Annotated in this window: 24 protein-coding genes; 10 read left to right on the top strand and 14 right to left on the bottom strand. The window is 62.4% G+C overall.

The window, feature by feature from the left end; all coding sequences use genetic code 11:
* The first annotated feature begins 38 nt into the window (after positions 1–38).
* Positions 39–803 (top strand): substrate-binding periplasmic protein, encoded by a 765-nt coding sequence (locus ACTG2U_RS19045; protein ID WP_439974936.1) that lies wholly within the window; start codon positions 39–41, stop codon positions 801–803.
* Positions 804–890: 87 nt separating this feature from the next.
* On the opposite strand, the gene ACTG2U_RS19040 is transcribed toward ACTG2U_RS19045, so the two are convergent.
* The 9 genes from ACTG2U_RS19040 to ACTG2U_RS19000 form a co-directional block, all read right to left on the bottom strand.
* Positions 891–1301 carry a hypothetical protein gene (locus ACTG2U_RS19040; RefSeq protein WP_013723543.1) on the bottom strand — a complete coding sequence of 137 codons (411 nt, stop codon included), beginning with the start codon at positions 1299–1301 and terminating at the stop codon, positions 891–893.
* Positions 1302–1460: 159 nt separating this feature from the next.
* A complete protein-coding gene (locus ACTG2U_RS19035) occupies positions 1461–2432 on the bottom strand; it encodes a formate dehydrogenase subunit gamma (RefSeq protein ID WP_236767391.1) in 972 nt (323 codons plus the stop codon).
* Entirely contained in the window at positions 2429–3055 is a 627-nt protein-coding gene (gene fdh3B, locus ACTG2U_RS19030) for a formate dehydrogenase FDH3 subunit beta (RefSeq protein ID WP_042054477.1), read from the bottom strand. The genes ACTG2U_RS19035 and fdh3B overlap by 4 nt, the downstream gene beginning before the upstream one ends.
* Positions 3056–3059: 4 nt before the next feature.
* Positions 3060–5936 carry a formate dehydrogenase subunit alpha gene (locus ACTG2U_RS19025; RefSeq protein WP_439974935.1) on the bottom strand — a complete coding sequence of 959 codons (2877 nt, stop codon included), beginning with the start codon at positions 5934–5936 and terminating at the stop codon, positions 3060–3062.
* 23 nt (positions 5937–5959) lie between these two features.
* Positions 5960–6163 (bottom strand): transcriptional initiation protein Tat, encoded by a 204-nt coding sequence (locus ACTG2U_RS19020; protein ID WP_041208942.1) that lies wholly within the window; start codon positions 6161–6163, stop codon positions 5960–5962.
* Between the two features lie 101 nt (positions 6164–6264).
* Positions 6265–6882, bottom strand: a complete 618-nt coding sequence (locus ACTG2U_RS19015; RefSeq protein ID WP_439974934.1) for a TorD/DmsD family molecular chaperone — start codon at positions 6880–6882, stop codon at positions 6265–6267.
* 10 nt (positions 6883–6892) lie between these two features.
* Complete coding sequence (locus tag ACTG2U_RS19010) at positions 6893–8638, bottom strand: 4Fe-4S binding protein (RefSeq protein ID WP_439974933.1); 1746 nt, start codon at positions 8636–8638, stop codon at positions 6893–6895.
* A gap of 103 nt (positions 8639–8741) precedes the next feature.
* Positions 8742–9335 carry a DUF3306 domain-containing protein gene (locus ACTG2U_RS19005; RefSeq protein WP_439974932.1) on the bottom strand — a complete coding sequence of 198 codons (594 nt, stop codon included), beginning with the start codon at positions 9333–9335 and terminating at the stop codon, positions 8742–8744.
* Positions 9328–9882 carry a DUF3305 domain-containing protein gene (locus ACTG2U_RS19000; protein ID WP_439974931.1) on the bottom strand — a complete coding sequence of 185 codons (555 nt, stop codon included), beginning with the start codon at positions 9880–9882 and terminating at the stop codon, positions 9328–9330. The genes ACTG2U_RS19005 and ACTG2U_RS19000 overlap by 8 nt, the downstream gene beginning before the upstream one ends.
* Positions 9883–10195: 313 nt before the next feature.
* On the opposite strand from ACTG2U_RS19000, the gene ACTG2U_RS18995 reads away from it, so the two are divergent.
* From ACTG2U_RS18995 to ACTG2U_RS18985, 3 genes are all read left to right on the top strand, one after another.
* Positions 10196–11104, top strand: coding sequence for a nuclease-related domain-containing protein (locus tag ACTG2U_RS18995; protein ID WP_139398712.1), 909 nt, complete (start codon positions 10196–10198; stop codon positions 11102–11104).
* A 108-nt stretch (positions 11105–11212) separates the two neighbouring features.
* A complete protein-coding gene (locus ACTG2U_RS18990; RefSeq protein WP_439974930.1) occupies positions 11213–12070 on the top strand; it encodes a formate dehydrogenase accessory sulfurtransferase FdhD in 858 nt (285 codons plus the stop codon).
* A 15-nt stretch (positions 12071–12085) separates the two neighbouring features.
* Positions 12086–12952: a helix-turn-helix transcriptional regulator gene (locus ACTG2U_RS18985; protein WP_013723539.1), complete on the top strand. Its 867-nt coding sequence runs from the start codon at positions 12086–12088 to the stop codon at positions 12950–12952.
* Between the two features lie 80 nt (positions 12953–13032).
* Here ACTG2U_RS18985 and ACTG2U_RS18980 read toward each other — a convergent pair whose 3' ends face one another.
* Together ACTG2U_RS18980 and ACTG2U_RS18975 are read right to left on the bottom strand one after the other, a co-directional pair.
* The gene (locus tag ACTG2U_RS18980; protein ID WP_181281571.1) at positions 13033–15135 is read right to left on the bottom strand and encodes a sensor histidine kinase; all 2103 of its coding nucleotides are present in this window, start codon (positions 15133–15135) and stop codon (positions 13033–13035) included.
* A gap of 25 nt (positions 15136–15160) precedes the next feature.
* Positions 15161–16516 carry a sigma-54-dependent transcriptional regulator gene (locus ACTG2U_RS18975; RefSeq protein ID WP_439974929.1) on the bottom strand — a complete coding sequence of 452 codons (1356 nt, stop codon included), beginning with the start codon at positions 16514–16516 and terminating at the stop codon, positions 15161–15163.
* Between the two features lie 255 nt (positions 16517–16771).
* Between ACTG2U_RS18975 and ACTG2U_RS18970 the strand changes: the two genes are divergently transcribed.
* The 6 genes from ACTG2U_RS18970 (at position 16772) to ACTG2U_RS18945 (ending at position 22672) form a co-directional block, all read left to right on the top strand.
* Positions 16772–17614, top strand: a complete 843-nt coding sequence (locus tag ACTG2U_RS18970; RefSeq protein ID WP_323930959.1) for a substrate-binding domain-containing protein — start codon at positions 16772–16774, stop codon at positions 17612–17614.
* A 129-nt stretch (positions 17615–17743) separates the two neighbouring features.
* Positions 17744–18445: an ABC transporter permease gene (locus ACTG2U_RS18965; protein WP_019446238.1), complete on the top strand. Its 702-nt coding sequence runs from the start codon at positions 17744–17746 to the stop codon at positions 18443–18445.
* A 34-nt stretch (positions 18446–18479) separates the two neighbouring features.
* Positions 18480–19175: an energy-coupling factor ABC transporter ATP-binding protein gene (locus tag ACTG2U_RS18960; protein ID WP_439974928.1), complete on the top strand. Its 696-nt coding sequence runs from the start codon at positions 18480–18482 to the stop codon at positions 19173–19175.
* Positions 19147–19791: a molybdenum cofactor guanylyltransferase MobA gene (gene mobA / locus ACTG2U_RS18955; protein ID WP_439974927.1), complete on the top strand. Its 645-nt coding sequence runs from the start codon at positions 19147–19149 to the stop codon at positions 19789–19791. Before ACTG2U_RS18960 ends, mobA begins: the two co-directional genes overlap by 29 nt.
* Positions 19788–21551 (top strand): bifunctional molybdopterin-guanine dinucleotide biosynthesis adaptor protein MobB/molybdopterin molybdotransferase MoeA, encoded by a 1764-nt coding sequence (locus tag ACTG2U_RS18950; protein ID WP_439974926.1) that lies wholly within the window; start codon positions 19788–19790, stop codon positions 21549–21551. The genes mobA and ACTG2U_RS18950 overlap by 4 nt, the downstream gene beginning before the upstream one ends.
* A gap of 62 nt (positions 21552–21613) precedes the next feature.
* Positions 21614–22672: an FUSC family protein gene (locus ACTG2U_RS18945; RefSeq protein ID WP_042054492.1), complete on the top strand. Its 1059-nt coding sequence runs from the start codon at positions 21614–21616 to the stop codon at positions 22670–22672.
* A 77-nt stretch (positions 22673–22749) separates the two neighbouring features.
* Here the strand turns inward: ACTG2U_RS18945 and ACTG2U_RS18940 are convergent, their stop codons facing one another.
* The 3 genes from ACTG2U_RS18940 to ACTG2U_RS18930 all read right to left on the bottom strand — a co-directional run bounded on the left by ACTG2U_RS18940 (position 22750) and on the right by ACTG2U_RS18930 (position 26222).
* The gene (locus tag ACTG2U_RS18940; RefSeq protein WP_019446713.1) at positions 22750–24123 is read right to left on the bottom strand and encodes an HD-GYP domain-containing protein; all 1374 of its coding nucleotides are present in this window, start codon (positions 24121–24123) and stop codon (positions 22750–22752) included.
* A gap of 87 nt (positions 24124–24210) precedes the next feature.
* Positions 24211–24765, bottom strand: a complete 555-nt coding sequence (locus ACTG2U_RS18935) for a DUF3332 domain-containing protein (protein WP_047439970.1) — start codon at positions 24763–24765, stop codon at positions 24211–24213.
* A 161-nt stretch (positions 24766–24926) separates the two neighbouring features.
* Positions 24927–26222 carry a methyl-accepting chemotaxis protein gene (locus ACTG2U_RS18930; RefSeq protein WP_439974925.1) on the bottom strand — a complete coding sequence of 432 codons (1296 nt, stop codon included), beginning with the start codon at positions 26220–26222 and terminating at the stop codon, positions 24927–24929.
* Positions 26223–26279: the final 57 nt, after the last annotated feature.

The raw sequence follows: 26279 nt of genomic DNA, 5'->3' as shown, positions 1-26279 counted from the left end.
CCCTCGCCTCTGCCAGCCTGCGTCCCCTTCTTCCTGCCATGCGCCTGATCCCGCTGCTTGCTCTGTGGCTGTTTCTGACCTGCCAGTCGGCTCTCGCCGCACCGGGCCGGGTACTCAACATCATCGTGGGTGAATGGCCCCCTTTCGTCTCCGAGCAGTCAAAACAGCACGGGCCAGTGGCCCACCTCATCAGCGATCTGTTCAAGGAGGCGGGCTATGAGGTGAAGTTCCACTTCGCCCCCTGGGGTCGGGTCTATTCGCTGGCGGCCAACAGCCAGCTCTACGACGCCACCGCCGTCTGGATGCACAAACCGGAGCGGGAGCAGGATTTTCTGTTCAGCGAAGCGGTGCTGCAGGAGCAGTTTGTCTTCTTCTCCCTCAAATCACGGCAGCTGCAGGCCGAGCGCCTTGAGCAAATCGTCGGCATGCGCCTCGGGGGCGATATCGCCTACAGCTACGGGCCCGAGCTGGACAAGATGGTGGCCGATGGCAAGGTAACCCAACAAAAAGTCACCGACGTGAAGCAGAATTTCGGCAAGCTGCTGCGCGGGCGGATCGACCTCTATCCGCAAGAGCTGCGAGTCGGTCTGGCCGAGTTGCAGAGCCAGCTCGACCCCGCCAGCGCAGCACTCATCACCCACAGTCAGACCCCTTTTCTGCGCAACGACAGCTTCGTGATGTTCCCGCGCAAGATGCCGGATTCAGCCAAACTGCGGGTTCAGTTCAATCAGCAGTTGCAGCAGGCCATCGCCAGCGGACGTTATAAGCGCTACTTCGAACTGCTTTCCCGGGGGGACTATTAACCTTGGCGAGGCAAAAACAGAAAGGATAAAACAACGGTGGCTGCCCTTTGTGGCCGCCACCTCTGTGATGCTTGTCAGCTGCTGGCTTTAGCCGCTGATGCCCACCTCCAGCTTGAACGGCGTCTTGGCCTTGCTGCTCTCGGCCGCCCCCATCTGGTAGACCCGAATGGTATAAGTGCCCTTGGCGGGCAGGGTCGCCTCAAAGTTGTTCCCTTCGGTAGAACCGATAAACATCGCCTCCCCCTTGCTGCCCGGCGGCAGAATATTGAAGTAGGGCTTGCCGGTCAGGATCACCACCATGCTCTGGCCCTTGTTGGCCGTCAGCTTGTAATCGAGGGTCTGGCTACCCTGAATGGTGCCGTTGATAGTCGCCCCTGACTCCCCCTTCTTGAACTGCACCTGCTGGGTCTTGATCCCGTCAGCCGCCTGCGCCACGCCCGCAATACCACCGAAGAGCGCAGATGCACATACCGCTGCCAGCCATGCTTTTCTCATCATTTGTCATCCCTTGTGTGAATGGAACCCCTGTTACTGTTGCTCAAGGTGGCCCAAAAAACCATCGCCGTTTGCGGCATCGCTCAATCAATTTGCCATCACCATCGACCCGCCATCAAAAGGGGCGCCGCAGCGCCCCTTCTCTTTACTCTTTGTCGACCATCAGCTTGATTTGCCCGCCTTGGGCTCATCGAGGGTGTGCTTCACCTCTTCATACCAGAGGTCGTGGTGCTCCTTGGCCCAGGTCTCGTCCACCTCGCCGGTCACCATCCCCTCCAGCGCCCCTTCCAGCTGGAACAGACCCATGTAGATATGGAAGATAAAGCCGCAGATAAGGATCAAGGCGCCTACGATATGGATGAAGCTGGCCCACTCCATCTGGCGGCGCAGCTGGCCGAAGATGGGGAAGTCGAGGAACAGCCCGGTCGCCACCACAATGCCGCCAAACCAGATCAGCAACCAGAAGATCGCCTTCTCGCCACCGTTGGAGAAGCCCGCCGAGGGGTGACTCCCCTTGTGCTTGCCGAGCATGCCGCCAAACTTCATGAACCACTGCACATCCACCATGTTGACGATGTTGTGGCGGAACCACTTGATGAGCACCCCCATCAGGCAGAGGAAGAAGAGCGGCCCCACGTAGTTGTGGAACACCTTGGCAAACCAGATCCAGTTCTCCCACACCCCGAGGCTCACCACCGGCTTAATGAAGTACTTGCCGTAGATGATGGCCAGCCCCGACCCGGAAAGGGTCAGGAACATGGCCGCCGTAGTCCAGTGCAGCGCCCGATCCAGCCGACTCCAGCGCTTGAGCTTGCGCCCGGTGCGCGGTTTGGAGAGCTTGGTCTGCCCCACCACCAGATACATCAGGCCACACATGGCGAGCGACCCGAAAATGGCGATGGCGCCGAGCGGCGACACCCACTTGGTCTTCACCTCAAACCAGAGCTGGCCCGGCACCGAGATCAGCACCCCGTGCTCCGGTGAGCGGGAGGTGGTATACCCCTCCTGCCCATCCTTCACTGCCCGCCAGTAGTCGGCGCCGGCAAAGCCGACCGCCTCTTTCTCGGCATCGGCGAAACTTGCGGTACTCACCAGCAGCAGGGCAGCAAACAGGGCCATTAGCCAGGTTTTCATGCCGACCCTCCCTGCTTGTTCAGCTTGCTGGCATCATGAAACAGCTCATCGCCATTACCCCAAGCCGCATCCTTGGCACCGCGATAGGCAACCCGCTCGCGGAAGATATCGGAGATAACCTGCGCATCCCCTGCCAGCAGTGCCTTGGTGGAGCAGAGCTCGGCACACATCGGCAGCTTGCCCTCGGCGATGCGGTTGGCACCGTACTTCTGGCGCTCCGCCTCGCTGTGATCCTCTTCCGGGCCGCCGGCACAGAAGGTGCACTTGTCCATCTTGCCCCGATCGCCAAAGGCGGCGGTCTTCGGGAACTGGGGAGCCCCGAACGGGCAGGCAAACAGGCAGTAGCCGCAACCGATGCAGAGATCCTTGTTGTGCAGCACGATGCCGTCGTCGGTGTGATAGAAGCAGTCGGCCGGGCAGACCGCCATGCAGGGGGCATCGGTGCAGTGCATGCAGGCGACCGAGATGGAAGTCTCACCCGGCAGGCCGTCGTTGAGGGTCACCACCCGGCGGCGCTGGATGCCCCACTCGAGGGCATCGTCGTTCTCGTTCTTGCACGCCGTCACACAGCCGTTGCACTCGATGCAGCGCTTGGTGTCACACATGAATTTCATTCTGGCCATGGGATCAGGCTCCTACTTTGCGAAAACGGCACAGGGTGACCTTGGTCTCCTGCATCTGGGTGACCGGGTCATAGCCATAGGTGGTGACTATGTTGACCGACTCCCCCAGCACATAGGGATCAGACCCTTCCGGATATTTGGATCGCAGATCCTTGCCCTCGAAGTGGCCGCCGAAGTGGAACGGCATAAAGGCGAGCCCCGGTTTGACCCGCGGGGTCACCAGTGCCTTCACCTTGACCCGGCCCCCTTCCGGCCCCTCGACCCACACATCCTGACCGTCGCGCACGCCGACGTCATTGGCATCCGCCGGGTTCATCTCGACGAACATCTCCTGCTGCAATTCAGCCAGCCAGGGGTTGGAGCGGGTCTCGTCGCCGCCCCCCTCGTATTCGACCAGACGGCCGGAGGTGAGGATGATGGGGAACTCCTTGCTGACATCCTTCTCCTGCACCGAGGCGTACTGGGTCGGCAGGCGCCATAGGCTCTTCGAATCAGGCCAGGTGGCGTAGTCGGCCAGCAAGTCGCGGCGCGGGGTGTAGAGCGGCTCGCGGTGCTTGGGCACCTGATCCGGGAAGGTCCACACCACGCAGCGCGCCTTGGCGTTGCCGTAAGGGACGAAGCCGTGCTTGATGGCGACCCGCTGGATACCGCCGGAGAGGTCAGTCTTCCAGTTCTTGCCCTCGGCCTCTTTCTTCTCGGCCTCGGTCAGCTCATCCCACCAGCCAAGCTGTTTCATCAGGTCGGCAGTGATCTCGGGATAACCGTCTTCCACCTCACTCCCTTTCGGCCAAGAGTCTTCGGCGAGCAGCGAGACGCCCTGATACTCGATGCCGAAACGTGCGCGGAAACCGCCGCCCCCTTCCGATACCGGAATGCTGGTGTCGTAGAGGATGTGGCTGCCGGGATGCTTCATCTCAGGGGTGCCCCAGCAGGGCCAGGGCAGACCATACACTTCGCCGCTGACCGGGCCGCCTTCGGCCTTGAGGTTGGTCTTGTGGAAGGTGTGCCAGTTCTGCTGGTGCGCCTTGAGCCGCTCCGGGCTCTGGCCGGTGTAGCCCACGCTCCACATGCCGCGGTTGTACTCGCGGGTGATGTCTTCCAAGAGCGGCTGGTTGTTCTCCACCTTGATGTGCTTGAACAGCTGGTCGGCAAAGCCAAGCTTCTTGCTCAGCAGATACATGATCTCGTGATCGACCTTGGATTCGAACAGAGGCTCAATCACCTTATCGCGCCACTGCATGGAGCGGTTGGTGGCGGTGACGGAACCATAGGTCTCGAACTGGGTGGTGGCCGGCAGCAGGTAGACGCCGTCGGTGCGATCGTTCATCACCGAGGCGACGGTGGGGTACGGGTCGACAATCACCATCATGTCGAGCTTTTGCATCGCCTTCTTCATTTCCGGGCCGCGGGTCTGGGAGTTGACCGCATGGCCCCAGTAGAACATGGCGCGGATGTTGGAGCCCTGCTCGATGAGATCGGCGTTCTCCAGCACACCGTCCACCCAGCGGGAGACCGGAATGCCATTGTTGTTCATCGGCAGCTTGCCGTTGTAGGCCTTGTTGTCGAAGCGGGCCTTGATCCACTCGTAATCGACATCCCACACCCGGGCCCAGTGCTTCCAGGAGCCCTCTTCCAGCCCGTAGTAGCCGGGCAGAGAGTCGGAGGTGACGCCAAAGTCAGTGGCCCCCTGCACGTTGTCGTGACCGCGGAAGATGTTGGTACCCGCCCCGCTCTTGCCCACGTTGCCGAGGGCCAGTTCGAGGATGCAGTAGGCACGGGTATTGTTGTTGCCGGTGGTGTGCTGGGTACCGCCCATGCACCAGACCACGCAGCCGGGGCGGTTGTCGGCCAGCAGCTTGGCAGCGCCATAGACCTGCTGTTCGTTGAGGCCGGTTACCCGCTCCACTTCCGCCGGGGTCCAGCGCGCCACCTCTTTTTGCACCTCGTCCATGCCATAGACGCGGGTGCGGATAAACTCTTTATCTTCCCAGCCATTCTTGAAGATGTGCCAGAGCATGCCCCAGATAAAAGCGACGTCGGTGCCCGGGCGCAGGGAGAGGTACATGTCCGCCTTGGCGGCGGTGCGGGTGCGGCGCGGGTCGACCACCAGGATCTTGCAGCCGTTGCGCTCTTTCGCCAGCAGGATGTGCTGCATGGCGACCGGGTGGGCCTCCGCCGGGTTGGAGCCGATAAACATGATCGACTTGCTGTTGTGCATGTCGTTCAGGCTGTTGGTCATGGCGCCGTAGCCCCAGGTGTTGGCGACGCCAGCCACCGTGGTGGAGTGGCAGATCCGCGCCTGGTGATCCACGTTGTTGGTGCCCCACAGGGAGGCCATCTTGCGAAACAGGTAGGCCTGCTCGTTGGAGTGCTTGGCGGAGCCGAGCCAGTAGACGCTGTCCGGGCCGGACTCCTTGCGCAGGCGCAGCACCTCGTTGCCCACCTCTTCGATAGCCTGATCCCAACTGATGCGCTGCCACTTGCCGCCCACCAGCTTCATCGGGTACTTGAGGCGACGCTCGCCGTGACCGTGCTCGCGCAGAGCCGCCCCCTTGGCGCAGTGACCGCCGAGGTTGAAGGGGTGATCGAATGCCGGCTCCTGACCGGTCCAGACGCCGTTCTGCACCTCGGCATAGACGCCGCAGCCCACCGAGCAGTGGGAGCAGATGGTGCGCTTCACTTCGACCGGCACCCCGGCCGCCACAGTTTTGGCTTCGGCCCGCTGCATCATGGCTGGCGCCAGCCAACCGGCGGCCACTGCGCCACCGGCCACCAGACCGGAGTTGACCATAAAGGCGCGACGGGTCAGCCCCTGACCGCGAGTTGCCTCATTGCCCTGCTCGCCCACTTGGGGCTGCTCGGCACGTTTTGTCAGTTTCATGAATTCTCCTTCACTGATCCGGCTCAGTCAGTGCCACGCAGGGTGCGATAAAAGTCGTGAACATGGGGGGTCTCCCGATAGCCCTGATCAGGCTTGGTATCGTGGGTCAGCGCCTCTTTGCTCACCACCCGACCGGCAGCACCGGCCAGCACGCCTATGGTGGCGACCACGCCAACTCCCTTGATCAGATTGCGGCGGGACGGGTCTTTCAGCTTTTCATCGCTCATTCTTGTGACCTCTGTTGTTGTTCTTGCTGGCGCCTGTGCGCCAGCTTCGCGTCCAATGGGATATCTCGTCTGTTCGTTTTGTTATGGGTGGATAAGGGCATTCAGCCCGTCACCACGCAGGCGCCAAACGGCAGGCGCAATTCGTTTTCCAGCTTGAAGAAATCTTCGGCAAGGGCGCCGACCGCCCGGTAGAAGCTGCCCCCTTTCGCCTGTTGCTGATCGCGGCAGCAGGCGAGTACCCAGGGGGCAAGGTGGCGCTCATAGAAGCGGTTGCGATCCGGGTGCTGCTCGCCAATCAGTACCGCCATCACCTCACAGAGGGCGGCGAGATGATCTTCCGGCTCGCACACTCCGCTCTGGCGCTCGAAACCGAGCGACTGCAGATCTGCGCGCAGTACCGCCAGCGGCAGCTCCATCAAAGAGCCGGTGAGATACCAGGAGGCAAACGGCACAATCTCCCCGCGCCCCAGCCCGATAAAGAGATCCTGATACTCCTCGGCAAGCTCGTTTTCGTGGTGGCTGCTGGCCGCCAGCTGCACCAGCCCCAGCCCTCTGGCAAAGGGGCCGGGAATCGGCTGCAACCCTTGCAGCCAGGCGAGCTGTTCGCCACGGGGGGCGGCGCGCCAGAGGCTTGCCAGCAGGGCGTAGAGATCGGCGCTGCTCTGTTCCAGTTCGGTCATGGTCAGTTCGCCAGCCTTTTCGTTATGTTGTTCATTCATCACTGGCCCCTCACACCTTGAGCTGGGAGACGGGATCCGCCGCCAGCGCGGCAAACACATCCTTGACCCGGCACTCCTCGCACATCAGCAGCCGCTGGGCGGCCTCGTTCTGGAAGTGGGAGTGACCGGCCAGTTTTTGCTGGATGCGGCGGATCATCGAGGCGGGCGCGAACGGCTTGGAGCAGCGAATGCAGCAGGCAGCCTCTTCGGCTTTGAGGCTCTGGACGGCGCGGCGCGCCTCGGGCACGGGTTGCAGACGGGGCGTGAGCACGATGGCCTGCTCGGGGCACGCCTTTTCGCACATGCCGCACTGGATGCAATCCTGCTCGATAAAGTTGAGACCCGGCGCATGACCCACCGCATGCAGGGCGCGGCTTGGGCAGACCGCCACGCAGCCCATGCAGAGGGTGCAGTCAGACTCTTTGAGTTCCACGCTGCCGTATGGAGCGCCATGAGGCACTGCCAGCGGCTCGCGGCTCCCTTCGTTGGCCTGCCAGAGGACATCGAAGGCGGCAAACAGGTTCTCCCGTTTGTCCCCTTTGAGCGGCTTCTCCAGCAGGGCAACGGTGGGCTGGCCGGAAACAGGCTCACCAGCATCCGGGTTAAACAGGGCGATGCGATCGGCAGAGAGACCGGCGCCCGCCAAGAGCACTGTGGCGCTCGCCAGTTCCCGCTCAACCAGCGCACGGACGCTCTCGGGGGCATCGTCACCCAGCGCAATGCGCACCGCGCTGGCGCCATAGGCGAGTGCGGCGAACCAGCTCTCGATGCCTAAACTCGCGCTCTCCTCCACCCAGACCGGCAGCCAGTTGGCAGGCAAACGGCTAAGTTCGGCTTCCACCCATTCGCGCTCGTTTTCACCGGCGATCAGCAACTGGGGCGCATCGCCACCCGCCTCCCGATAATGCTTGAGCAAGCGCAGCAGATAGTCGCCGCTGGTGTTGGCATCGGGCTGGTGATAGGCAATCGCCCCAGTCGGACAGGCAGAGGCACAGCTGCCAAAGCCCTGACAGAGATGGGGATCGATCTGGATGCGACCATTGATGGGCTTGAGGGCATCGGTCGGGCAGACATCGAGACAGCGGCTGCAACCCGGCACGCCGCGGGCGGTGAAGGCGCAGGCCTCGGGGTCGAGGCGAAAATAGCGCGGCTTGTCGAAGATACCGGTCAGCGCACAGAGCTCGGCGAGCCGTTCGGCCAGCCCTTGATCATCGGAGAGATGCAGATAACCGACCGGCGGGCGCTCCAGCGCAAAGAGCGGGGCGCGGCCCAGATCGGCCACCAGATCGAAGCGTGGCTGTTCACTGACAGCAGCCGCTTGTTGTGGAAAGCCTTGTTGTGGGAAGCAAAGCCCAGCCAGATTAACCCGCTCACCATGTCCATTGAGGCCGGTGAGCTGGAACTGCCCCAGATACCCTGTCAGGCCCGGTTCGCGCAGGGTCAGGGCCGCGAGGGATGCGGTGGCATCAAAAATGGCTTCGAGATCTGCTGCCTCGGCGTCATGGACCGCTTCGGTCACCAGTAGAGTCGGCTTCACCCCGGCGGGCAGCAGGCTGGCGGCGCGGCGAATGCGATCTTCCGGGCCGACCAGCAGCAGGCGCCCCTGACTCTGGTAAGAGACAGTGGCCGGGATCAGGTTGTCGGTCTTGACCGTGTGCTGCAGGGCATAGGCGCGAGCGCGCGCGTTATGCTCGGCCGCCCCCGCCCCGTGGGCCAGATTTGGGCTCAGATTTGGCAATGTTTGTTCAGTGCTCACATACACTCCTGCGCGCGCCACCTCATGGGATGGGCGCTTGTTGGTAAGCCGAGAGAGCAAGAGGCGAGCCAACTCCCCCGGAAAAAAAGTGACTGACAGGGAGTCAGGATCCTGAGGGTTCCATTCCCCCGCCTTTGGTTGGGACATTTTGTCCATCACAGGAAACCAAAATGTCCCGATCGTCGGTGTGGGTTTGAGAATAGTTATCAGCCAGCTCGTCGGCGGCTGGTTCGCTGACAACCGCCACCGGTTCAGCAGATCCGATGGCCGGATTGGCCGATTCGCTCTCCGGGGCGGTTACCTGATCCACCAGCCAGTTGCGCAGGCCAGCGGTCAGGGCCGCAGGCAGCAATTCGGGCTGGCTGAAATCCTGGGTGTAGTCGTCGAGCCCATCCGGTTTGTGGCTGCGAAACATGGCCCGCAGCGTCTCCTTGTCGGGGAGCTTGGCCTTGCCCGGCTGGGCTGTTGTTAGCTGCGGTTCGCCACTCTCGGTCCCCTCAACGGCAAGGGATTCACAGCTCCCCTTGTCAGTGCTGACTACTGGGCTATCCAGCGATGTATCTGGTGTTTCACCTTCGCCACTGCCTTCGATAGGGGCGGCAACTGCCTCGGGGATAACCTCTTCCCGTGGCTGCAATGCCTGATGCTTGCGCGCCTCACTCTTGCGAGACGACCAGCGCTTAAGGAACTCACTCATGGGCGCGATTTCCGCTGTCACAGCCACGCTCGCGGCCATCGGGGCCGGTGGCTTTAACGGCGCCACAGCTGGCTTGATCCTGGCTATCGACACCCAGCTGATCCTGCGCCCGCCCCTTGCCCTTCTTGCCCTTGCGGCGGGCCTCCAGCAGCTCGCCGTGACGGCCGATAAAGGCCTCCACCCAGGCTTGCAGCGCCTCGGGCAGCGGGCAGGAGAGCACCTGCCGCTCGCCATCCATATAGGCGGCGGCCACGGTCTGGCTCAGGGTCAGACCATCGGCCACAAAGCCATTGTCCACGCGGCTTCCGGTCACAAAGAGGCGGGGCGAGCCGGAGCTCAAATTGAAGCGATAATCCCCCCGCTCATCGCGAAACAGGGTAAGGGGCAAGGCACCGGCGGCCTCAGGCTCGGCGGGGTGGAGCGCCGCAATCTCGAAACGGCGGCTCTGCCAGCGGCCAACCTGGCTGTCGATGGTCTTTAACTCCAGTTGCAGCCAGCGCTGCGGGGGCAAGGTATTGGTGGTGTCTTGCACTGTCACGGCTCCCATCAGAAGGTCTCTGCCGGGCCGCCCTCCCCCGTGATCCACCCCGTTCGGGGCGGATCAGGGCAGGAGTTTTATGGCGGCCACGGCCATCAATGGGATAAGACTTAGCAAGAGTGGGGCCAAGGAGGGATGGGGTTTCGGCAGCTCGATTAGCGAATCCCATTCGGATGATCGCGCATTCATAACATGGCGCAATGACAGAGGATTTAGCGTCTAACTTTTAGCTTTATAAACAATTAACTAACGCAAAATCATATTGATAGACTCTTACAGGACCGCTACGCTACAGCGTCACACTTCAACAAAGACGATCGAAATGGAATTCTCTTCGCTTGTTGTATCTACTCTGGCGACCACCAGCTTGTTATTGGTGCCAATGTTCTTATCAGTAGGGATCATCTTGTTGATAAGGAAAAAACTGCGTTCACACAACGTCAGTCCCTTAACCGCAGACCTTCTAAGGCCAGCAGGCCATACGCTTAAGCAACAGATACAGGATCTGGAGATAGATCTCTTTTCCCAAATCATCTTCACTCCATTGGTCATGGTGATGATAGGGTTCTACATCTTGCTGCAGCACTACACGCAGAATACGGCCATTACCTCTCCAGTGTTGCTTTTCATTGGGATGATGATGCTTGGGATCTTCACTTACGGCACAGCCAAAACATACAAGACAGCAAAACGGCTGCAGCATCTCAAACTGGGGTATTCATGCGAGCTTGCCGTTGCTCAAGAACTGGATCACATTGTGCGTCCCCCTCAGCACCCCTATCGGGTCTACCACGATATTCCCTTTGATAACTTCAACATAGATCACCTGATCATCTGCCCCAATGGGGTATTCGTCATAGAAACCAAAGGCAGATCCAAGCCCATCAACGATGGTGCAAAGCAGTTCAAAGTTCGGGTTGAAAATGATGCTCTCCATTTTCCCAATCATACGGAAACAGAACCATTGGAGCAGGTTCGCCGCAACGTCACCTCGGTTCGTAACTGGCTCAATAGCGCCACAGGCAACGATATTCCCGTTGGGGGCATATTGGTTCTACCTGGCTGGTTTGTGGATTTGCGGCAAAAAGCAATATCACCCTATGTGGTAAACCCTTCTGCATTGCCAAAGTTACTGCATCAGTTTCGCGTTGGAACCCTTGAACTCTCGCAAATTCAAGCCATTGCCTATCAAGTCGAGCAAAAAGTCCGGGATGTAGCCAAATCCGGTTGAACATGGCACTCACAAATACCCCGAGATAGAACCTCACCCAAAAGTAATTTGGAACAAAACTTGCTGTATCCCTCCCCTTAGATCCCGGCAACCGGTCGCGAGGGGCCCATGACACCGACCTTTATCAAAAGCAATGCCGCAGCCCAGCTCACCATGGCCGTCGAGGTGATGGATGAGCAGGGCACGCTGCAAACCCGCCAAATCGCCTGTGAGCGGCCACTGACGGTCTACCTCAACTGGAAGGAAATCGTAACCCTGATGACGCTGGGGGCCCGCCCCGAGGCGCTGGTGCTGGGTTATCTGAAAAATCAGGGCTTTATCGAGGATATTTCAGCCATCGAGTCGGTGATCGTCGACTGGGAGAGCGAGGCCGCTGCCGTGGTGAGCAGCCAGCAGGCCGAAGATCTCGACAAGTCACTGGAGAAGAAGACGGTCACCTCCGGCTGCGGTCAGGGCACCATGTATGGCAGCGTGATGAAGAAGCTCGAAGGGGTGGTCTTGGCGGCGCCTGAGCTTAAACAGAGCACCCTCTACGCCCTGCTGAAAGCCCTGTCGGCCCATAACGAAACCTACAAGATGGCCGGTGCCGTCCATGGCTGCGCCATCTGTCGCGGCGCGGAGATCCTCTCCTTTGTCGAGGATGTGGGGCGCCACAATGCGGTGGATACCCTGGCGGGCGAGCTATGGGTGCGCGGCGAGAGTGGCCACGACAAGATCTTCTACACCACAGGGCGGCTCACCTCGGAGATGGTGATCAAGGTGGCACAGATGGGCATTCCGGTGCTGCTGTCACGCTCTGGTGTCACCCAGATGGGGCTGGATCTCGCCCGCCAGCTCGGTATAACCATGATTGCCCGCGCCAAGGGGCGCCATTTCGAGGTATTCAGCGGCCACGACCATATCGAGCTGGACGAGAAGCCGCCGGTGCTGGCGCCCAGCTCGGCAGGTCGCGGGATGCGGGATTAAGTCATGAACGAGTTTATGAACGTGAAGCAGGTGGCGGAATACCTCGATCTCAACGAGAAGAAGGTCTACCAGCTCGCCAACGAGGCGCGCATCCCCGCCACCAAGGCGACCGGCAAGTGGCTGTTTCCCCGCTCCCTGCTCGACCGCTGGCTGCTCGGCAGCTGCCACGAGGGGGTGATGAACGACCGGCTGCTGCTGGCAGGCTCGGACGACGTGCTGCTGCACTACGCCAGCAGCCGCTTGGCCCAGCAGCTCGGCACCCAGGCACTGGTGGGCTACACCCCGTGCGGCACCCGCCAGGGGCTGGCGATGCTGGCACGCGGCCATGTGGATCTGTGCGCCATCCACTGGGGGCAGGCCGAGGAGGCGCACCTGCGCCACCCGGCGCTGGTGCAGCAGTATCAGGGCCACCGGCAATGGGTGATCGTTCATGGATTCAGGCGGGTGCAGGGTCTGGTGCTGCGCCAGGGGCTGCAACCCAAGGAGGCGAAAGAGGCGCTCGACTGGCGCTGGGCCATGCGTCAGGAAGGCGCTGGCAGCCAGCGCGCCCTGCAGGAGTGGCTGCAAACCCAGGGGGAGTCGCTGACCCGGCTGGAGCGCACCCTCGAGGTCAACAGCGAGCGGGAGCTGGCCGCTGCCATCAGCCGTGGCGATGCGGACGTCGGGCCCGGCGCCCAGAGCACCGCCACCGAGTTCGGCCTCGGCTTTATGCCGCTGTCGCAGGAGTGCTTCGATCTGGTGATGCCGCAGGGGGTCTTCTTTCGCACCCTGCTGCAACAGCTGATCGGCTGGCTGCAATCCCCCGAGGGACGCGAGCTGGCGGCCCGCCTCGGCGGCTATGACCTGACCCAGAGCGGCAAGCTGGTGTGGAGTCCGCAGTAAATAACCACTCCCCCACCGACAAAACAGCCCGCCAACCATGTTGACGGGCTGTTTTTATCACGGGCCTTTTTATAACAGCATCAATCGCTTGTCTCACGACCCTCGGCATTGAGGGCGATGCGCCACCCTTCCAGTTTCGCGGGCTCGCTGCCGCTTGGCAGCAGGGCGTGGCTGCGCAGCCGCACGGTAAAGCAGCTCCCCTGCCCCGGGGTGGAGTCCACCAAGAGCTCGCCGCCCCAGCGGCTGATGATGCGGTGACTCAGGGCCAGCCCCAGTCCGGTGCCGGTGGCGCGGGTGGTGAAGAAGGGATCGAAGATCTTGTCGATAATGGCCGCCTCGATGCCGCTACCGTTGTCGATCACCCGCACCTCGGCCCCGCGCAGCTGACCCAGTTCATCGACCCAGTCGCGGCTCTCGACCCGGATCTCCCCCTGCTCTCCCAGCGCGTGGCTGGCGTTGACCAAGAGGTTGATCAGCACCTGTAGCAGCTGCTGGCGATCCGCCTCGATGGGCTGCTGGGCCCTGAGATCGGCCACCAGCTCCACCTGCTGCTGGCGCAGGGCGGAGCGCACCAGGGTCAGGCTCTCCTCGATGATGGGATTGAGGTGCTGCCACACAGGTGCGGTCTCGTAATCGCCGGGGCGCGAATATTGCAGCAGGCTGCGGGTGATGGCGCGAATCCGCTCGATCTGTGCCAGCACCAGCGCCAGCTCCTCGCTGACCGGCTCGGCCGCCTCCCCCAGCTCCAGCTTCATCAACTCCACATTGCCGAGGATCACCGCCAGCGGGTTGTTGATCTCGTGGGCCACCCCGGCCGAGAGCTCGCCAAGGGCTGCCAGCTTCTCGCTGATCAGCAACTGCTGGCGCGCCTCGGTCAGCATATGGATATGATCTTCCAGCTCCGCAGTCTTGAGCTCGAGACTTTGGGTGCGCTCGGCCACCTTCTGCTCCAGCTCGTCAGCGCTGCGGGCCATCTGCTGCTGGTGCGCTTCTTGCCTGTCCAGCATGGCGTCAAACTGGCGACCTAGCTGGGCCAGCTCGTGATCGGGATCGAGGGCCAGCGGGCCGATGCGAGCCGACTCCCCGGCCTGCACCTGCCGCACCACCTTGTGCATCCGCTCGATGGGGGAGAAGAGATCCCGCGCGCCGCGATAGACCAGCAGGCCGGAGAGCAGCAACAGCAGCACTACGCCGGAACCCAGCTCCACCAGATTGGTGAGGTAGGTGCGGATAATGGGCCACTCGAGAAAGCCCACATAGAGCATGCCGAGCCGCTCGCCCCTGGCTCCCAAGAGCGGCTCGTAGCCAGAGACATACCAGGCGTCGTGAACGAAGGCGCGGTCAACCCACATCTCCCCCCGCCCCAGTACCTGATCGCGCACCGGCGGCGAGACCCGGGTGCCCACCGCCCGACCCACCTGACGGCTACTGCTGACCGGTACGTTGGTGCTCACCCGCAGATCATCGAGAAACAGGGTGACGGTGCCGACGCTGCCATCCGGCAGGGTATTTTTGGCAAACACCTGACCCTTGAGCTCATCCACCAGCCGGGTGCTGCCGTTGACAAGCTCGCCCCCCTCCAGCACGGCCCAAAGGGAGCCATCGCGGCCCATCACCGGCGTCAGTGACAGGCTGATCAACCCCCTGTTCTCCACCACCCTGGTGCCATCCCGCTGCCACAGCACAGCCCGCTTGGCCAGTTGCGGGGAGAGGGCGAGCATCTCCTGCTGCGACCAGACCACAAAGTGACTGACGCTGCGCCCGGCCGTGAGGGCGGCGCGCTCCTGCGCCGTCAGCTGATCCAGCTCGGGGCCACGGCGCAAGCGCAGAAAATCGAGACCATAGTTGGCCGCCAGCGGCATCACCCAGTCATGCAGCTGATCCGGCGATTCCCGCAGCCGCAGCTGAAAGGCCCAGGCATCGCGCAGATGCTCGAGATGCTCGGTCTGGCGCTGCTGCTGCACCGTGATGGCGTGGTGGGCTACCCCGAGATCGCTGCGCACCGTGGTGAGCAGGTTCTGCCAGCTGTAGGTGAGGGTCCAGTAGAGGGTGAGCGCAATCATGCCCACCAGGGTGAGCATGATGGGTACCGAGGTGAGCAGCAGCAGGCGCCAGCGCACTTTGGTGCGCACGCAACGGGGCAACAGGGCGCGCATGCAGCGGGAGAGCAGGGTCAGTTTCATCGCCACCCCATCCAGTCAGCCTTCCTCATTCGATGGCCCACTCCTTGAACTTGCGATCCAGCGTCTTGCGCGCCACCCCGAGCACCCGGGAGGCGGCCGACTTGTTGCCATCATGGCTCGCCACCACTTGCAGGATGTGGGCTTTTTCCACCTCCGCCAGCGGCCATGCAAGCGGATAACCCTCCTCGCTCGCGCCCTGTTCGGCCGGCTTGCTGCTCTGCCAGTAATCCGCCGGGGGCTTGCCCAGCAGCAGGCAGCGCTCGATAAGGTTGCGCAGCTCCCGCACGTTGCCGGGCCAGGGATAAGCCTGCATCGCCACCACATCCTCGTGGGTCCAGCTCAAGGAGCCCATCCCCATCTCGGTGGTGAGCTGGCGGGTGAAGTGGTGTACCAGCGCGGGGATATCGTCGATCCGCTCGCGCAGCGGGGCGACCGGCAGCGCCACCACGTTGAGGCGATAGAAGAGATCTTCACGAAAGCGGCCCGCCTCCACCTCGGCCTTGAGGTTGCGGTTGGTGGCGGCGACGATGCGCACATCCACCGCCAATTCGCGCTCGGCACCGACCGGGCGAATGGCCTTCTGCTCCAGCGCCCGTAGCAATGAGGCCTGCATGGCGAGCGGCATCTCGCCGATCTCGTCGAGAAACAGGGTGCCTTGATGGGCGACCCGGAACAGGCCGTCACGCCCCTTGCGGGCGCCGGTAAAGGCCCCCTGCACGTGGCCGAACAGCTCGCTTTCGAGCAGCTCCGGGGCGATGGAGGCGCAGTTGAGGGGCACAAAGGCCCCCATCCGGCCGGAGAGTTGATGCAGGGCACGGGCCACCAGCTCCTTGCCGGTGCCGGACTCCCCCTCCACCAGTACGGCGGCATTGGAGGGCGCCACTCTGGCGATGAGCGTCTTGAGCTCGCGGGTCTTGGCACTGTCGCCAATCAGGGTGGGCGGGAAGAGCTTGCTCACCTCCCGGCGCAGCAGCAGGTTCTCCCGCTCCATCTGGCGGCGCTCGATGACTCTGTCCACCGCCTGCACCATCTGATCGAGGTTGAAGGGCTTGAGGATAAAGTCGCTGGCGCCGAGGCGCAGCGCCTTGAGGGCGGTCTCCATATCGCCAAAACCGGTCATGAAGATGATGTCGCTGCGGCGGGTGGCGGGGTCGATGGCCTCGTGCCACTCGATGCCGGAGCGCCCCGGCAGCCGGATGTCGGCAATGATAAGGTCAAAGTGAAGGCGGCAGCGCAGGGCTTCCGCCTCCTCCACGCTGGCGGCAGTCTCAATCTGGGCAAAACGCTTGGCCAGCGCCTTGGCCAGAAAGCTGCGCATGCCGGGCTCATCGTCAACGATAAGCAGGGAGAGGGCAGACCAGCGGCTGGGAGGGAGTGTCATGGAAAAAAGTACCTCGGATGCACGTACGGTCGGTGAATGTCCCGAGAACCGGAACCTTAGTGGGACATTTTGTCCTTACCGTATCAAAAGCACCAACACCAATTATTAAAAGCGATAACAAGCTCACCTAATTGATTCTAATAAGCTTCTGTTTTTAAACGGCAAACCGTGAATGCAGCGGCACAGGAACAGTTTGGCACCCTGCTTGCTTACTCTTGCCCTCTCCTCATCCACCCTGAAAAAAGTTGCATCACGATGACGATAAAAACCAACCTCAAACGTTTTGCCCTCTCCCTCGCCGCCAGCCTGCTGATCGCCGGTGCGGCCCACGCCGAAGCGGATACTAATGCCACAAAAGCGCCGATCCGCCTCGCCACCACCACCAGCACCGAGCAGTCCGGTCTGCTGGGCTGGCTGCTGCCCCAGTTCACCAAGGAGACCGGTTATCCGGTGCAGGTGATGGCGGCCGGTACCGGCCAGAGCCTGAAGATGGGCGAGAATGGCGACGCGGATCTGGTGATGACCCACGCCCCCTCTGCCGAGAAGAAGTTCGTCGACGCGGGCTTTGGCATCGAGCCGGTGCACCTGATGTACAACGACTTCGTCATCGTCGGCCCGGCGAAAGACCCGGCGGGTCTGGCCAAGCTGCACGACGCGGCCAAAGCGCTGCAAGCCATCAAGGATAAGGGCCAGACCTTTATCTCCCGCGGTGACGAGTCCGGCACCCACATCAAGGAGAAGACCCTGTGGCAAGCCGCAGACGTTAAACCCGAGTTTGCCGGTTACAAGTCCATCGGCCAGGGGATGGGCCCGACCCTGACCATGGCCTCGGAGCTCGGTGCCTACACCCTGACCGACCGCGGCACCTGGCTCGCCTACCAGAGCAAGCTGGATCTCGCCGTGCTGCTGGAGGGTGACAAGCGCCTGTTCAACCCCTATCAGGTGATCCTGGTCAACCCCAAGCGCTACCCGGACCTCAACACCGAAGGGGCGCGCACCCTGAAGAACTGGCTGGTCTCCGAGCATGGCCAGAAGTTGATCGGCGACTTCAAGGTAGCCGGTCAAGCGCTGTTTGTGGCGGATGCCAACGGGAAATAATGGCAACCCCGACCCCTGCGATGACCTTGATGGCCCTCCCCCGGTTCGCTGAGGGAGGCGCCTGATGCCGACCCTGCTCGACACGACCTTATTGACGGCCCTCGCCCTGCACTATGAGAGAGAGGTCTGATGCCGACATTGATCGACACGACATTAGCAGCCCTCGCCCTGCTGTTCAGTGGTGACACCGAACTGTGGCAGGTGGTGGGGGTCTCCTTCTCCGTCTCCTGCATCGCCCTGCTGCTGGTGCTGCTGCCCGCCTTGCTGCTGGGCTTTGCGCTGGCCTATCTGCCGCTGCCCGGCCGCTGGCTCTGGCTCTCCTGCATCAATACCCTGCAATCGGTGCCGACCGTGGTGATTGGCCTCTTGCTCTACATGCTGCTGTCGCGGGCCGGCCCCTTTGGCGACTGGAAGCTGCTCTTTACCCAGCAGGCCATGGTGGTGGGGCAGATGCTGATCGCCTTCCCGGTGATCGCCACCATGGCTCACGCGGCGTTTGTCCAGAGCGACCGGCGCGCCTGGGAGACCGCCCTGACCCTGGGGGTCTCCTGGCCCAAGGCGCTGATCGGCCTGATGCACGAGTGCCGCTTTGGCCTGCTGGCCGCCATCATCGGCGCCTTCAGCCGTATCGTCACCGAGGTGGGCTGCTCCATGATGGTGGGGGGCAATATCCTGCACTTTACCCGCAATATCCCCACCGCCATCGCGCTGGAAACCCAGAAAGGGGCCTTCACCCAGGGGGTGGCCCTCGGCATAGTGCTGCTCACCCTCGCCCTCTTGCTCAACCTGCTGCTGACGGCGTGTCGCGGCCACAGCTATCTGAAGAACTGACCATGCCCCCACTGTGTATCAACAGGAGTACCCCATGGCCCTGACCGCCCACCAGCTGACGATGCGCTTTGGCGAGCGCCAGCTGTTCGAGATTGAGCGCCTCTCCATCGCGGCGGGGGACACCATCTGGCTGCATGGGGCCAACGGGGTAGGCAAGACCACCTTGCTCAAGATCCTGGCGGGGCTACTCCCCCCGACCCGCGGCTACACCAATCTGCCGGGGCGCTGGCAACAGCGACTCAACCGCCTGCTCAAGAGGGATCTGGGGCCGGGCCGGGTCACCTATCTGCACCAGACCCCCTATCTGTTTGATCGCACGGTGCACGACAACGTGGCCTGGGCGCTGGATAAACAGCTCGGCAGCGAGATCCGGGTGTTCGAGGCGCTGCGCCGGGTCGAGCTGGAGGGGCTGGCGCGGGAGCACATCAGCATTTTGTCCGGTGGCGAACGGCAACGGCTGGCGATGGCGCGCGCCTGGGCGCTGCAACCGGCCTTTCTGTTGATGGATGAGCCCACCGCTAATCTCGATACACATTCGGTTGCCCTGATGGCCGCATTGGCGCAAGATCTGCGGGAACATGGCAGCGGCCTGGTCGTCATCAGCCACCAGAGCAACGCCCTGACCGACCTGTGCGAGCGGCAATGGACCCTCGCCCGTGGCCAGCTGCAAGAGACGACCCCTTTAAAAATCATCGAGCGACATGACTTCAAAAAGCGACAGCCACTCTGATCCCGTTGCCGTATCAGCAGTGATCCTGGCAGGAGGCCGCGCCACCCGGATGGGGGGCGAAGACAAGGGATGGGTAGCACTGGCGGGACGCCCTCTTATCGACCACGTTCTGGCACGGCTGCGCCCCCAGGTGGATGAGGTACTGATCAACGCCAACCGAAGTCAGCCCCGCTATCAGGCGCTGGCCCCGGTCATCAGCGATGACAACAACGATTATCTAGGCCCGCTGGCGGGCATGCAGGCAGGTCTTGCCGCCGCCCGTCACGACTGGGTGCTGTTTGTCCCCTGCGATGGCCCCGCCCTGCCGCTGGATCTGATGAGCCGCTTTCGCGCCGCCCTGACCCCGGATACCGAGCTGGTAGTGGCCCACGATGGCGACTGGCTGCAACCCGTGGTGGCCCTGCTGCACAAATCCCTGCTCCCCTCCCTCACCGCCGCACTGGCAGAGGGTGAGCGCAAAATCGATATCTGGTTTGCCCGCCACAATATGGCGGTGGTGAGCTTTGCCGATCAGCCGGATGCCTTTATCAATCTCAATAGCCCTGCCGAACTGGCCGCCTACGAGGCCCGTCTGCTTGCCCCGGCTATCGACCCCCAACAAGGAGTCACCTTATGACCCCGGCCCCCACTCTTCCCCTGCTCGGCTTCGCCGCCTGGAGCGGCACCGGTAAGACCACCTTGCTGGAGCAGTTGATCCCCCTGCTGGTGGATCGCGGCCTGCGCATCGGGGTGCTCAAGCACGCCCACCACGACTTTGATATCGACCAGCCGGGCAAAGACAGCTATCGCCTGCGCAAGGCGGGTGCCCGACAGATGATGGTTGCCTCCCGCCGTCGTCATGCCCGTGTCATTGAGACGGAACTGGCCGAAGCGGACTTTCGCCAGCTGCTGGCCAGCTTCGATCAGACAGAGCTCGATCTGCTGCTGGTAGAGGGGTTCAAGCACGAACACTTCCCGAAAATCGAGCTGCACCGCGCCGAAATTGGCAAGCCACTGCTCTTCCCCGAAGACAGCGACATCATCGCGCTGGCCAGCGATCAGCCCCAACAGAGTGGCGAACAACAGCAGACAAGCCTGCCCTACCTCGATATCAACGATCTGGCGGCCATTGCCGACTTCGTCTGCCGCTGGCTTGACGGCTGCCAGAGCAAGGAGCCGGAGGCGGGCAAGGGCTTTCTCTCGGTCGAGGCGGCCCGCAACGCCATTCTGGCGGCCCTCACCCCGAGCACGGCCTGCAGCGACAAACCGTTGGCCCAATGCCACGGCGCCGTGCTGGCCGCCGATCTGATCAGTCCCATCAATGTGCCGCCCCACGCCAACTCGGCGATGGATGGCATTGGCCTTCGCAGCGACGATCTCGCCGCCGGCCACTGGCAACTGGTGGGGGAAGTGCTGGCGGGCCAGCAGCGCCACGAGCCTGTGCTGGCCGGTCAGGCGGTGCAGATCATGACCGGCGCCCCGCTCCCCCCCGGCGTCGATACCGTGGTGATGCGGGAAGAGACGCTGATTGAAGGTGAGTGGGTCACGGTCACCGCACCGATCCGGGCGGGGCAGAATGTGCGCCTCGCCGGGGAAGACCTCGCCAAAGGCGCGGTCGCCATCCCGGCCGGTACCTGGCTGGGTGCCCCCCAGCTGGGGCTGGCGGCATCACTCGGTCAAGCATCGCTCTGCGTGCGCACCCCGCTGAAAGTGGCGCTGTTCAGTACCGGCGACGAGGTGCAGGCGCCGGGCGAGCAGCTCGCCCCCGGCCATATCTTCGACAGCAATCGCTTCACCCTGATGGCCCTTATCCGTGCCGCCGGTTGCGAGGTGATGGACCTTGGCATCATTCCCGATGACAAGACCATTCTGCGCCAGCAGCTGGAGCAGGCCGCCGCCAGCGCCGATCTGGTGTTGAGCTCCGGCGGGGTCTCGATAGGCAACGCCGACTTTATCAAACTGGTGCTGGCAGAGCTCGGCCAGATCGATTTCTGGCGCATCCAGATGCGCCCGGGCCGCCCGCTCGCCTTTGGCAAGCTGGGGCAGACCCCCTTCTTCGGCCTGCCGGGCAATCCGGTGGCGGCGATGATCTGCGTGCTGCAGTTTGTCGAGCCTGCTATCGCCCGCTTGCAAGGCAAGCGGTGGCAGCCGCTGCGCCTCTCGGCACTGGCTGACGAGCAGATGAAGAGCCGCCCGGGGCGCACCGAGTTTCTGCGCGGCATCTTCCATCAGGACCGTAACGGCCAGCTGCGGGTGCGCACCACAGGGCCACAGGGCTCGGGCATTCTCAGCTCCATGGCCGATGCCAACTGCCTGATCGAAATCGTACCGGATCAACCCGGGATCGCCGTTGGCGAGCGGGTCTGGATCCACCCCCTGCAGGGACGACTGGCCTAAATCCCGACGGGGCGTCGGCCGGATGCACGGCGCCCCGTCCCCCACCTGACAGGAGGCAGACCGTGCGTCTTGATGCCCCCCTCTCCCGACTCGATCTGCTGGTCTATGGCCGCTACCGGATCGTCCATGGCCTGCGCATTGCGCTCGCCTTTATGCTCACCTTTCTGCTGACCCGCGAGCTGAAACTGCCGGAGAGCACCTGGCCGCTGATAACCTTGGTGGTGGTGATGGGCCCCATCTCGTTTTGGGGCAATGTGCTCTCCCGCGCCCTGCAGCGGGTGGTGGGCACCATCTTCGGCGCCAGTTGCGGGGTGGTGGCGCTCTATCTCGAGATCTACTCCCTGCCACTCACCCTGATCTGGTGCGGATGCATCATGTTCCTCTGCGGCTATCTGGCCCTCGGCAAGCGCCCCTATGTGGGGCTGCTGATCGGCATCACCCTGGGAGTCACCATGGGGGCCATGCCGGGGGACATAGAGACGGCGCTGTGGCGCAGTGCCGACGTGATACTGGGCTCCCTGCTGGCGCTGCTCTTTTGCAGCATCTACCCCCAGCGGGCCTACAGCCACTGGCGGCTGCAACTGCACCAGATCCTGCAGCAGTCGGGGCGGCTCTATCACACCCACCTCTCCCCCAATGTGCTGGAGCGCCCGCGCCTCAAGCACAATCTCTCCCAACTGCTGGCCCAAACCGGCAAACTGCGGGCCCTGCTGGCCCCGGCGGCCAAGGAGACGCGCCACAGCGTCGCCCTGTTTGATGCGGTGCAGGTCACCATGCGCAACACCCTCTGCACTCTTGAGATGCTGGCCAACACCTACTGGAACGATCGGGAGAGCCACTTCCTGATGCAGAGCACGGCTGCGCTGCAAGCCTGCCATCTGGCCACCGAGGAGGCGATCAACCAGCTTGCCCTGATGATGCAAACCGGTGACGGGCGTGGCGCGGATGCCGCCATCGCCCGCCTGCACGAGGTGGCGACCCAGGTATCGCTGCCGCCCAACGCAGAGGCCGCCATCAATGGTTACCTCTGGCTCAACGTCCAGCTGACCGAGCAGCTCACCCACCTGCGCCGCCTGCTGGGGCTGATCCTCACCCCGCCCCATCGCAAGCAGCCCGACTAGACCCAATGCAAAACGCCCCGCAGTGGCGGGGCGTTTTGCTGTCTGATTGGCCGCTTGGGCCATGAAGGCTGCAAATCTTAACTGGCATTGGCCAACGGCTGCTCGGTGGTGAGGTAGAGGGAGAAATCCTGAATACCCGCCTGCAGGGCGGCAAAACAGTCGGGGTCTATAGCGGTGCCCAGATTCTCCGCCATCATCTCCAGCGCCTGCGGCACAGGGATGGCGCCGCGATAGGGGCGCTTGGCGGTGATGGCATCGAAGATGTCGGCTGTGGTAATGATGCGCGTCTCAAGGGTAATCTCGTTCCCCTTCAGCCCCTTGGGGTAGCCCTTGCCATCGAGCCGCTCATGGTGGGCGCCCGCCACTTGTGCCAGCTCCTCGAAGGCGCCGATACGGCTCAGGATCTCCTCGGTATAGGCGGCATGCATCTGCACCGCCGCCCACTCCTGCGCATCGAGTTTGCCCGGCTTGTCGAGAATGGCGTTGCTCACCCCGAGCTTGCCCACATCATGGAGCAAGGCGCCCCGCTTGAGCCAGCGTCGACGCGACTCGGACAACCCCATCTGGGTGGCAAGAATGTCGGTATAGAGCGCAACCCTGCCGCTGTGACCGGCGGTGTAGGGACTTTTGGAGTCCACCACCTGCCCGAAGGCCGCCGCGATTTCGTCCAAATAATCCTCATCCAGCGCTACCTCCCCTTGCCCGGCCGGGTGGACCAGCACCCACTCGGTCAGTCGGGGATCGGCCAGTCCTTGCCAGAACTCTTCGTCGGCCAGCGCTTCAAATTCCCGAACCAGTGCCGGATCAAACCAGCTGCCGCTGCGCTCGCGCAGCTCCTTGAGCGCCGCATCCGGGCCTGCGGCCGCGTGAAATACATCCACCACCTGACAGAGCAGGGCAATGCGCGAGAAGAGCGGGATCGCCTCACCAGCCAGTTGCAGGGGCCGACCTTTGCCATTCCAGTGTTCATCGAGGGAGAGAATGCCATCAGCCACCTCGTCACTGAAACGCAGCTGGCGAGCGATATCCGCCCCCCGATGACAGCGGGTCTGGATCAGTTCGTTGGCAATCTGGTCACCGTTGCGAAAGATATGAAACAGGCTGCGAAAACGTCCCAGCAGATCCGCCTGCAAGCCGGTGTGGCCCAGCACAAAGTTGACTACCTCGGAGAGGGAGCCATCCACCAGTTTGAAATCGCGTTTGAAGTGAAGATCGTCGGTGAGATAGAGCTCGCAGATGCGGGCGGCATTGCTGCTGCACCCAAGATCCTTAAGCAGGAGCGTGTAGTAGAGGTCATGGCGCAGCCGGGCGTCCAGTCCCAGCCGCTCCCCCAGACGGGAACCTATCCAGCAGCAGCGAATGCAGTGTCCTCTTGGTTGCCCCTCGGTCATATCGAGCGCATGACTGAGGGAACCAATCAACTCCGCCAATCGCAATCCATTCACCGTCATAGTCTACTCCCTTAGACATCATGGCGATTTTGCCAGCAGATTAGGTATACCCCATCTGAAGCTGGATCGATCTGGATTCAGTTGAATTTAGGCAGCAGCCTTGCCCTGATTCGCCCGCTCTTCCAGTTCTGCGCGGCTCAGGGTAGAGACAAAGCGGCCATCGAAGTAGATATCCATCAACTCGCCACGCTTCTCGCCACGCATCATGCTGCGGCGACCATCCAGATAGTGCACCTCCATCTGGGCTGTATGCTCGTCCGGGTAGCTGATCTCTACCTCGCGCACCCCTTGTGGCAGCATGGCCAGCGGCACCGTCTTGAGGGCCGGATCCAGATGCTGGTTCACCTTGATCACCGGATTGGCTTTCATGTCCACCACAGCCGGAGATTTGCCGGTGATGGGGTTCTTGCCAGACCAGAACTCGATGGTATTGAACACAAACAGGTCAGCGGTCGCGGCCAGACCGTAGACAGGGGAGAGCAGCATAAAGACCCCGGCACGAGCGTAGCGGTTATCCACCACGCTCAGGTTGCCCTTGGTGACCATGCCGGAAAGCCCCATCTGCCCCATACAGCCGCCCAGACCCATGCTCGCGACCATAACCAGCAGGGCCATTGCCCGCCCCTTCTGTTGTAATGCCATCGTGTTCTGTTCCTGCTCTGAAATAAATGAGGCGGCAAGCCTAATCAAGGGGCCAGAAGAGGACAATTCACAATGGCGGGACGATACAGGAGGGGTTCAGATTGGGGCACTGACTGCTCAAATATGAGTCAATGCCCCGGCATGACAGGAAGTCAGGGGGCTCAGATTGCCAGATCAGAGACGGTGCTGGAGACGTTGTTCGCCTCCCGGCGGATGTCGCTCATCACCTCATTCACCTCGCCCACCTGCTGCTTGCCCAGCTCGGCGCTGCTGGCGACGTCAGACATCTCGGAGGTGACCTTGGCGGTCAGCTCCCGGTTGTTCTGTACCACCTTGGCGATCTCGTCGGTAGAGAGGGAAGTACGGGCCGCCAGCTGGCGAACCTCGTCGGCCACCACCGCAAACCCACGACCCTGATCCCCGGCCCGGGCTGCTTCGATGGCCGCGTTGAGGGCCAGCAGATTGGTCTGGTCGGCGATGCTGCTGATGGTGGAGACGATCGCCTCGATACTGCGCGACTGCTCGTTGAGCTGATTGATAAGGCCGATACTGTGAGTCAGCTGGCTGGCAATCAGGCTGGAGGTATCGACCACCGAGGAGAGCAGACCCGCGCCACGCTCGGCGCAGTTCAGGGTCTCCCGGGCCGCATCGTGGGCCAACATGGCCGCTTCCCGCACCGCATCGCTCTTGTTGATCCGCTCGGTGATGTCGCTGGCGAACTTGATCACCTTCACCACCTTGCGATGCTCATCAAGGATCGGGTTGTAGGTCGCCTCCAGCCACACCTTGCTACCGTGACTGTTCTGACGACAGAAGAGACCGGACTTGAACTGACCACGGCCCAGCTCATCCCAGAAGTGGGGCTGGTCTCGATAGAACTGATCGTCGCAGAAGATGCGGTGATGCTTGCCCTGCACCTGCGCCAGGGTATAGCCCATGGTATGGAGGAAATTGCCATTCGCAGCAATCACCTCCCCGCCGGGGGTGAACTCGATGACCGCCAGCGACCGATCCAGCGCCGTCACCACCGCCTGCTGGCTGAGCAGTTGCAGGTGGTGCTCGGTAATATCGGCCGCGATCTTGATCACCTTGGTCACCACGCCCCGCAACTTGACCGGAAAATAGGTCGCTTCCAGCCAGATCGCCTCGCCCCGTTTGTTGAAGCGCTGGAACACCCCGGTACGGGAGCGCCCCTGCTTCAGGTCCGCCCAAAACTGCTGATAGTCGCTGCTCTGGGCATAGAGCTTGTCGCAGAAGATACGGTGATGCTGGCCGATAACCTCGGGCGCACTGAAGCCCACCACGTTGAGAAAGAGATCATTGGCGGCCAGCACAGTGCCATCCGGCATAAAGGTGATGGTCGCCACGCTGCCGTGCACTGCGTCAAAAAATCCCTGCTGTTCCAGAAGTTGATCCTGGCACTGCTGCAACTCGGCTTTCAGTTTGCTATTGAACATCGAAACGTATCCTCCAGACTGGCACCCACCATGGCCAAACCACGCAGTGGATCAATA

The organism is Aeromonas sp. 95A (genome assembly GCF_051919235.1).
Classification (GTDB): Bacteria; Pseudomonadota; Gammaproteobacteria; order Enterobacterales; family Aeromonadaceae; genus Aeromonas; species Aeromonas veronii.
This window is presented reverse-complemented; position numbering and strand designations above follow the sequence as displayed.

Coding starts and splice junctions, on each gene's coding strand:
- ACTG2U_RS19045 (WP_439974936.1), top strand. CDS start 39: ATGCGCCTGATCCCGCTGCTTGCTCTGTGGCTGTTTCTGACCTGCCAG.
- ACTG2U_RS19040 (WP_013723543.1), bottom strand. CDS start 1,301: ATGATGAGAAAAGCATGGCTGGCAGCGGTATGTGCATCTGCGCTCTTC.
- ACTG2U_RS19035 (WP_236767391.1), bottom strand. CDS start 2,432: ATGAAAACCTGGCTAATGGCCCTGTTTGCTGCCCTGCTGCTGGTGAGT.
- fdh3B (WP_042054477.1), bottom strand. CDS start 3,055: ATGGCCAGAATGAAATTCATGTGTGACACCAAGCGCTGCATCGAGTGC.
- ACTG2U_RS19025 (WP_439974935.1), bottom strand. CDS start 5,936: ATGAAACTGACAAAACGTGCCGAGCAGCCCCAAGTGGGCGAGCAGGGC.
- ACTG2U_RS19020 (WP_041208942.1), bottom strand. CDS start 6,163: ATGAGCGATGAAAAGCTGAAAGACCCGTCCCGCCGCAATCTGATCAAG.
- ACTG2U_RS19015 (WP_439974934.1), bottom strand. CDS start 6,882: ATGAATGAACAACATAACGAAAAGGCTGGCGAACTGACCATGACCGAA.
- ACTG2U_RS19005 (WP_439974932.1), bottom strand. CDS start 9,335: ATGAGTGAGTTCCTTAAGCGCTGGTCGTCTCGCAAGAGTGAGGCGCGC.
- ACTG2U_RS19000 (WP_439974931.1), bottom strand. CDS start 9,882: ATGGGAGCCGTGACAGTGCAAGACACCACCAATACCTTGCCCCCGCAG.
- ACTG2U_RS18995 (WP_139398712.1), top strand. CDS start 10,196: ATGGAATTCTCTTCGCTTGTTGTATCTACTCTGGCGACCACCAGCTTG.
- ACTG2U_RS18990 (WP_439974930.1), top strand. CDS start 11,213: ATGACACCGACCTTTATCAAAAGCAATGCCGCAGCCCAGCTCACCATG.
- ACTG2U_RS18985 (WP_013723539.1), top strand. CDS start 12,086: ATGAACGTGAAGCAGGTGGCGGAATACCTCGATCTCAACGAGAAGAAG.
- ACTG2U_RS18980 (WP_181281571.1), bottom strand. CDS start 15,135: ATGAAACTGACCCTGCTCTCCCGCTGCATGCGCGCCCTGTTGCCCCGT.
- ACTG2U_RS18975 (WP_439974929.1), bottom strand. CDS start 16,516: ATGACACTCCCTCCCAGCCGCTGGTCTGCCCTCTCCCTGCTTATCGTT.
- ACTG2U_RS18970 (WP_323930959.1), top strand. CDS start 16,772: ATGACGATAAAAACCAACCTCAAACGTTTTGCCCTCTCCCTCGCCGCC.
- ACTG2U_RS18965 (WP_019446238.1), top strand. CDS start 17,744: ATGCCGACATTGATCGACACGACATTAGCAGCCCTCGCCCTGCTGTTC.
- ACTG2U_RS18960 (WP_439974928.1), top strand. CDS start 18,480: ATGGCCCTGACCGCCCACCAGCTGACGATGCGCTTTGGCGAGCGCCAG.
- mobA (WP_439974927.1), top strand. CDS start 19,147: ATGACTTCAAAAAGCGACAGCCACTCTGATCCCGTTGCCGTATCAGCA.
- ACTG2U_RS18950 (WP_439974926.1), top strand. CDS start 19,788: ATGACCCCGGCCCCCACTCTTCCCCTGCTCGGCTTCGCCGCCTGGAGC.
- ACTG2U_RS18940 (WP_019446713.1), bottom strand. CDS start 24,123: ATGACGGTGAATGGATTGCGATTGGCGGAGTTGATTGGTTCCCTCAGT.
- ACTG2U_RS18935 (WP_047439970.1), bottom strand. CDS start 24,765: ATGGCATTACAACAGAAGGGGCGGGCAATGGCCCTGCTGGTTATGGTC.
- ACTG2U_RS18930 (WP_439974925.1), bottom strand. CDS start 26,222: ATGTTCAATAGCAAACTGAAAGCCGAGTTGCAGCAGTGCCAGGATCAA.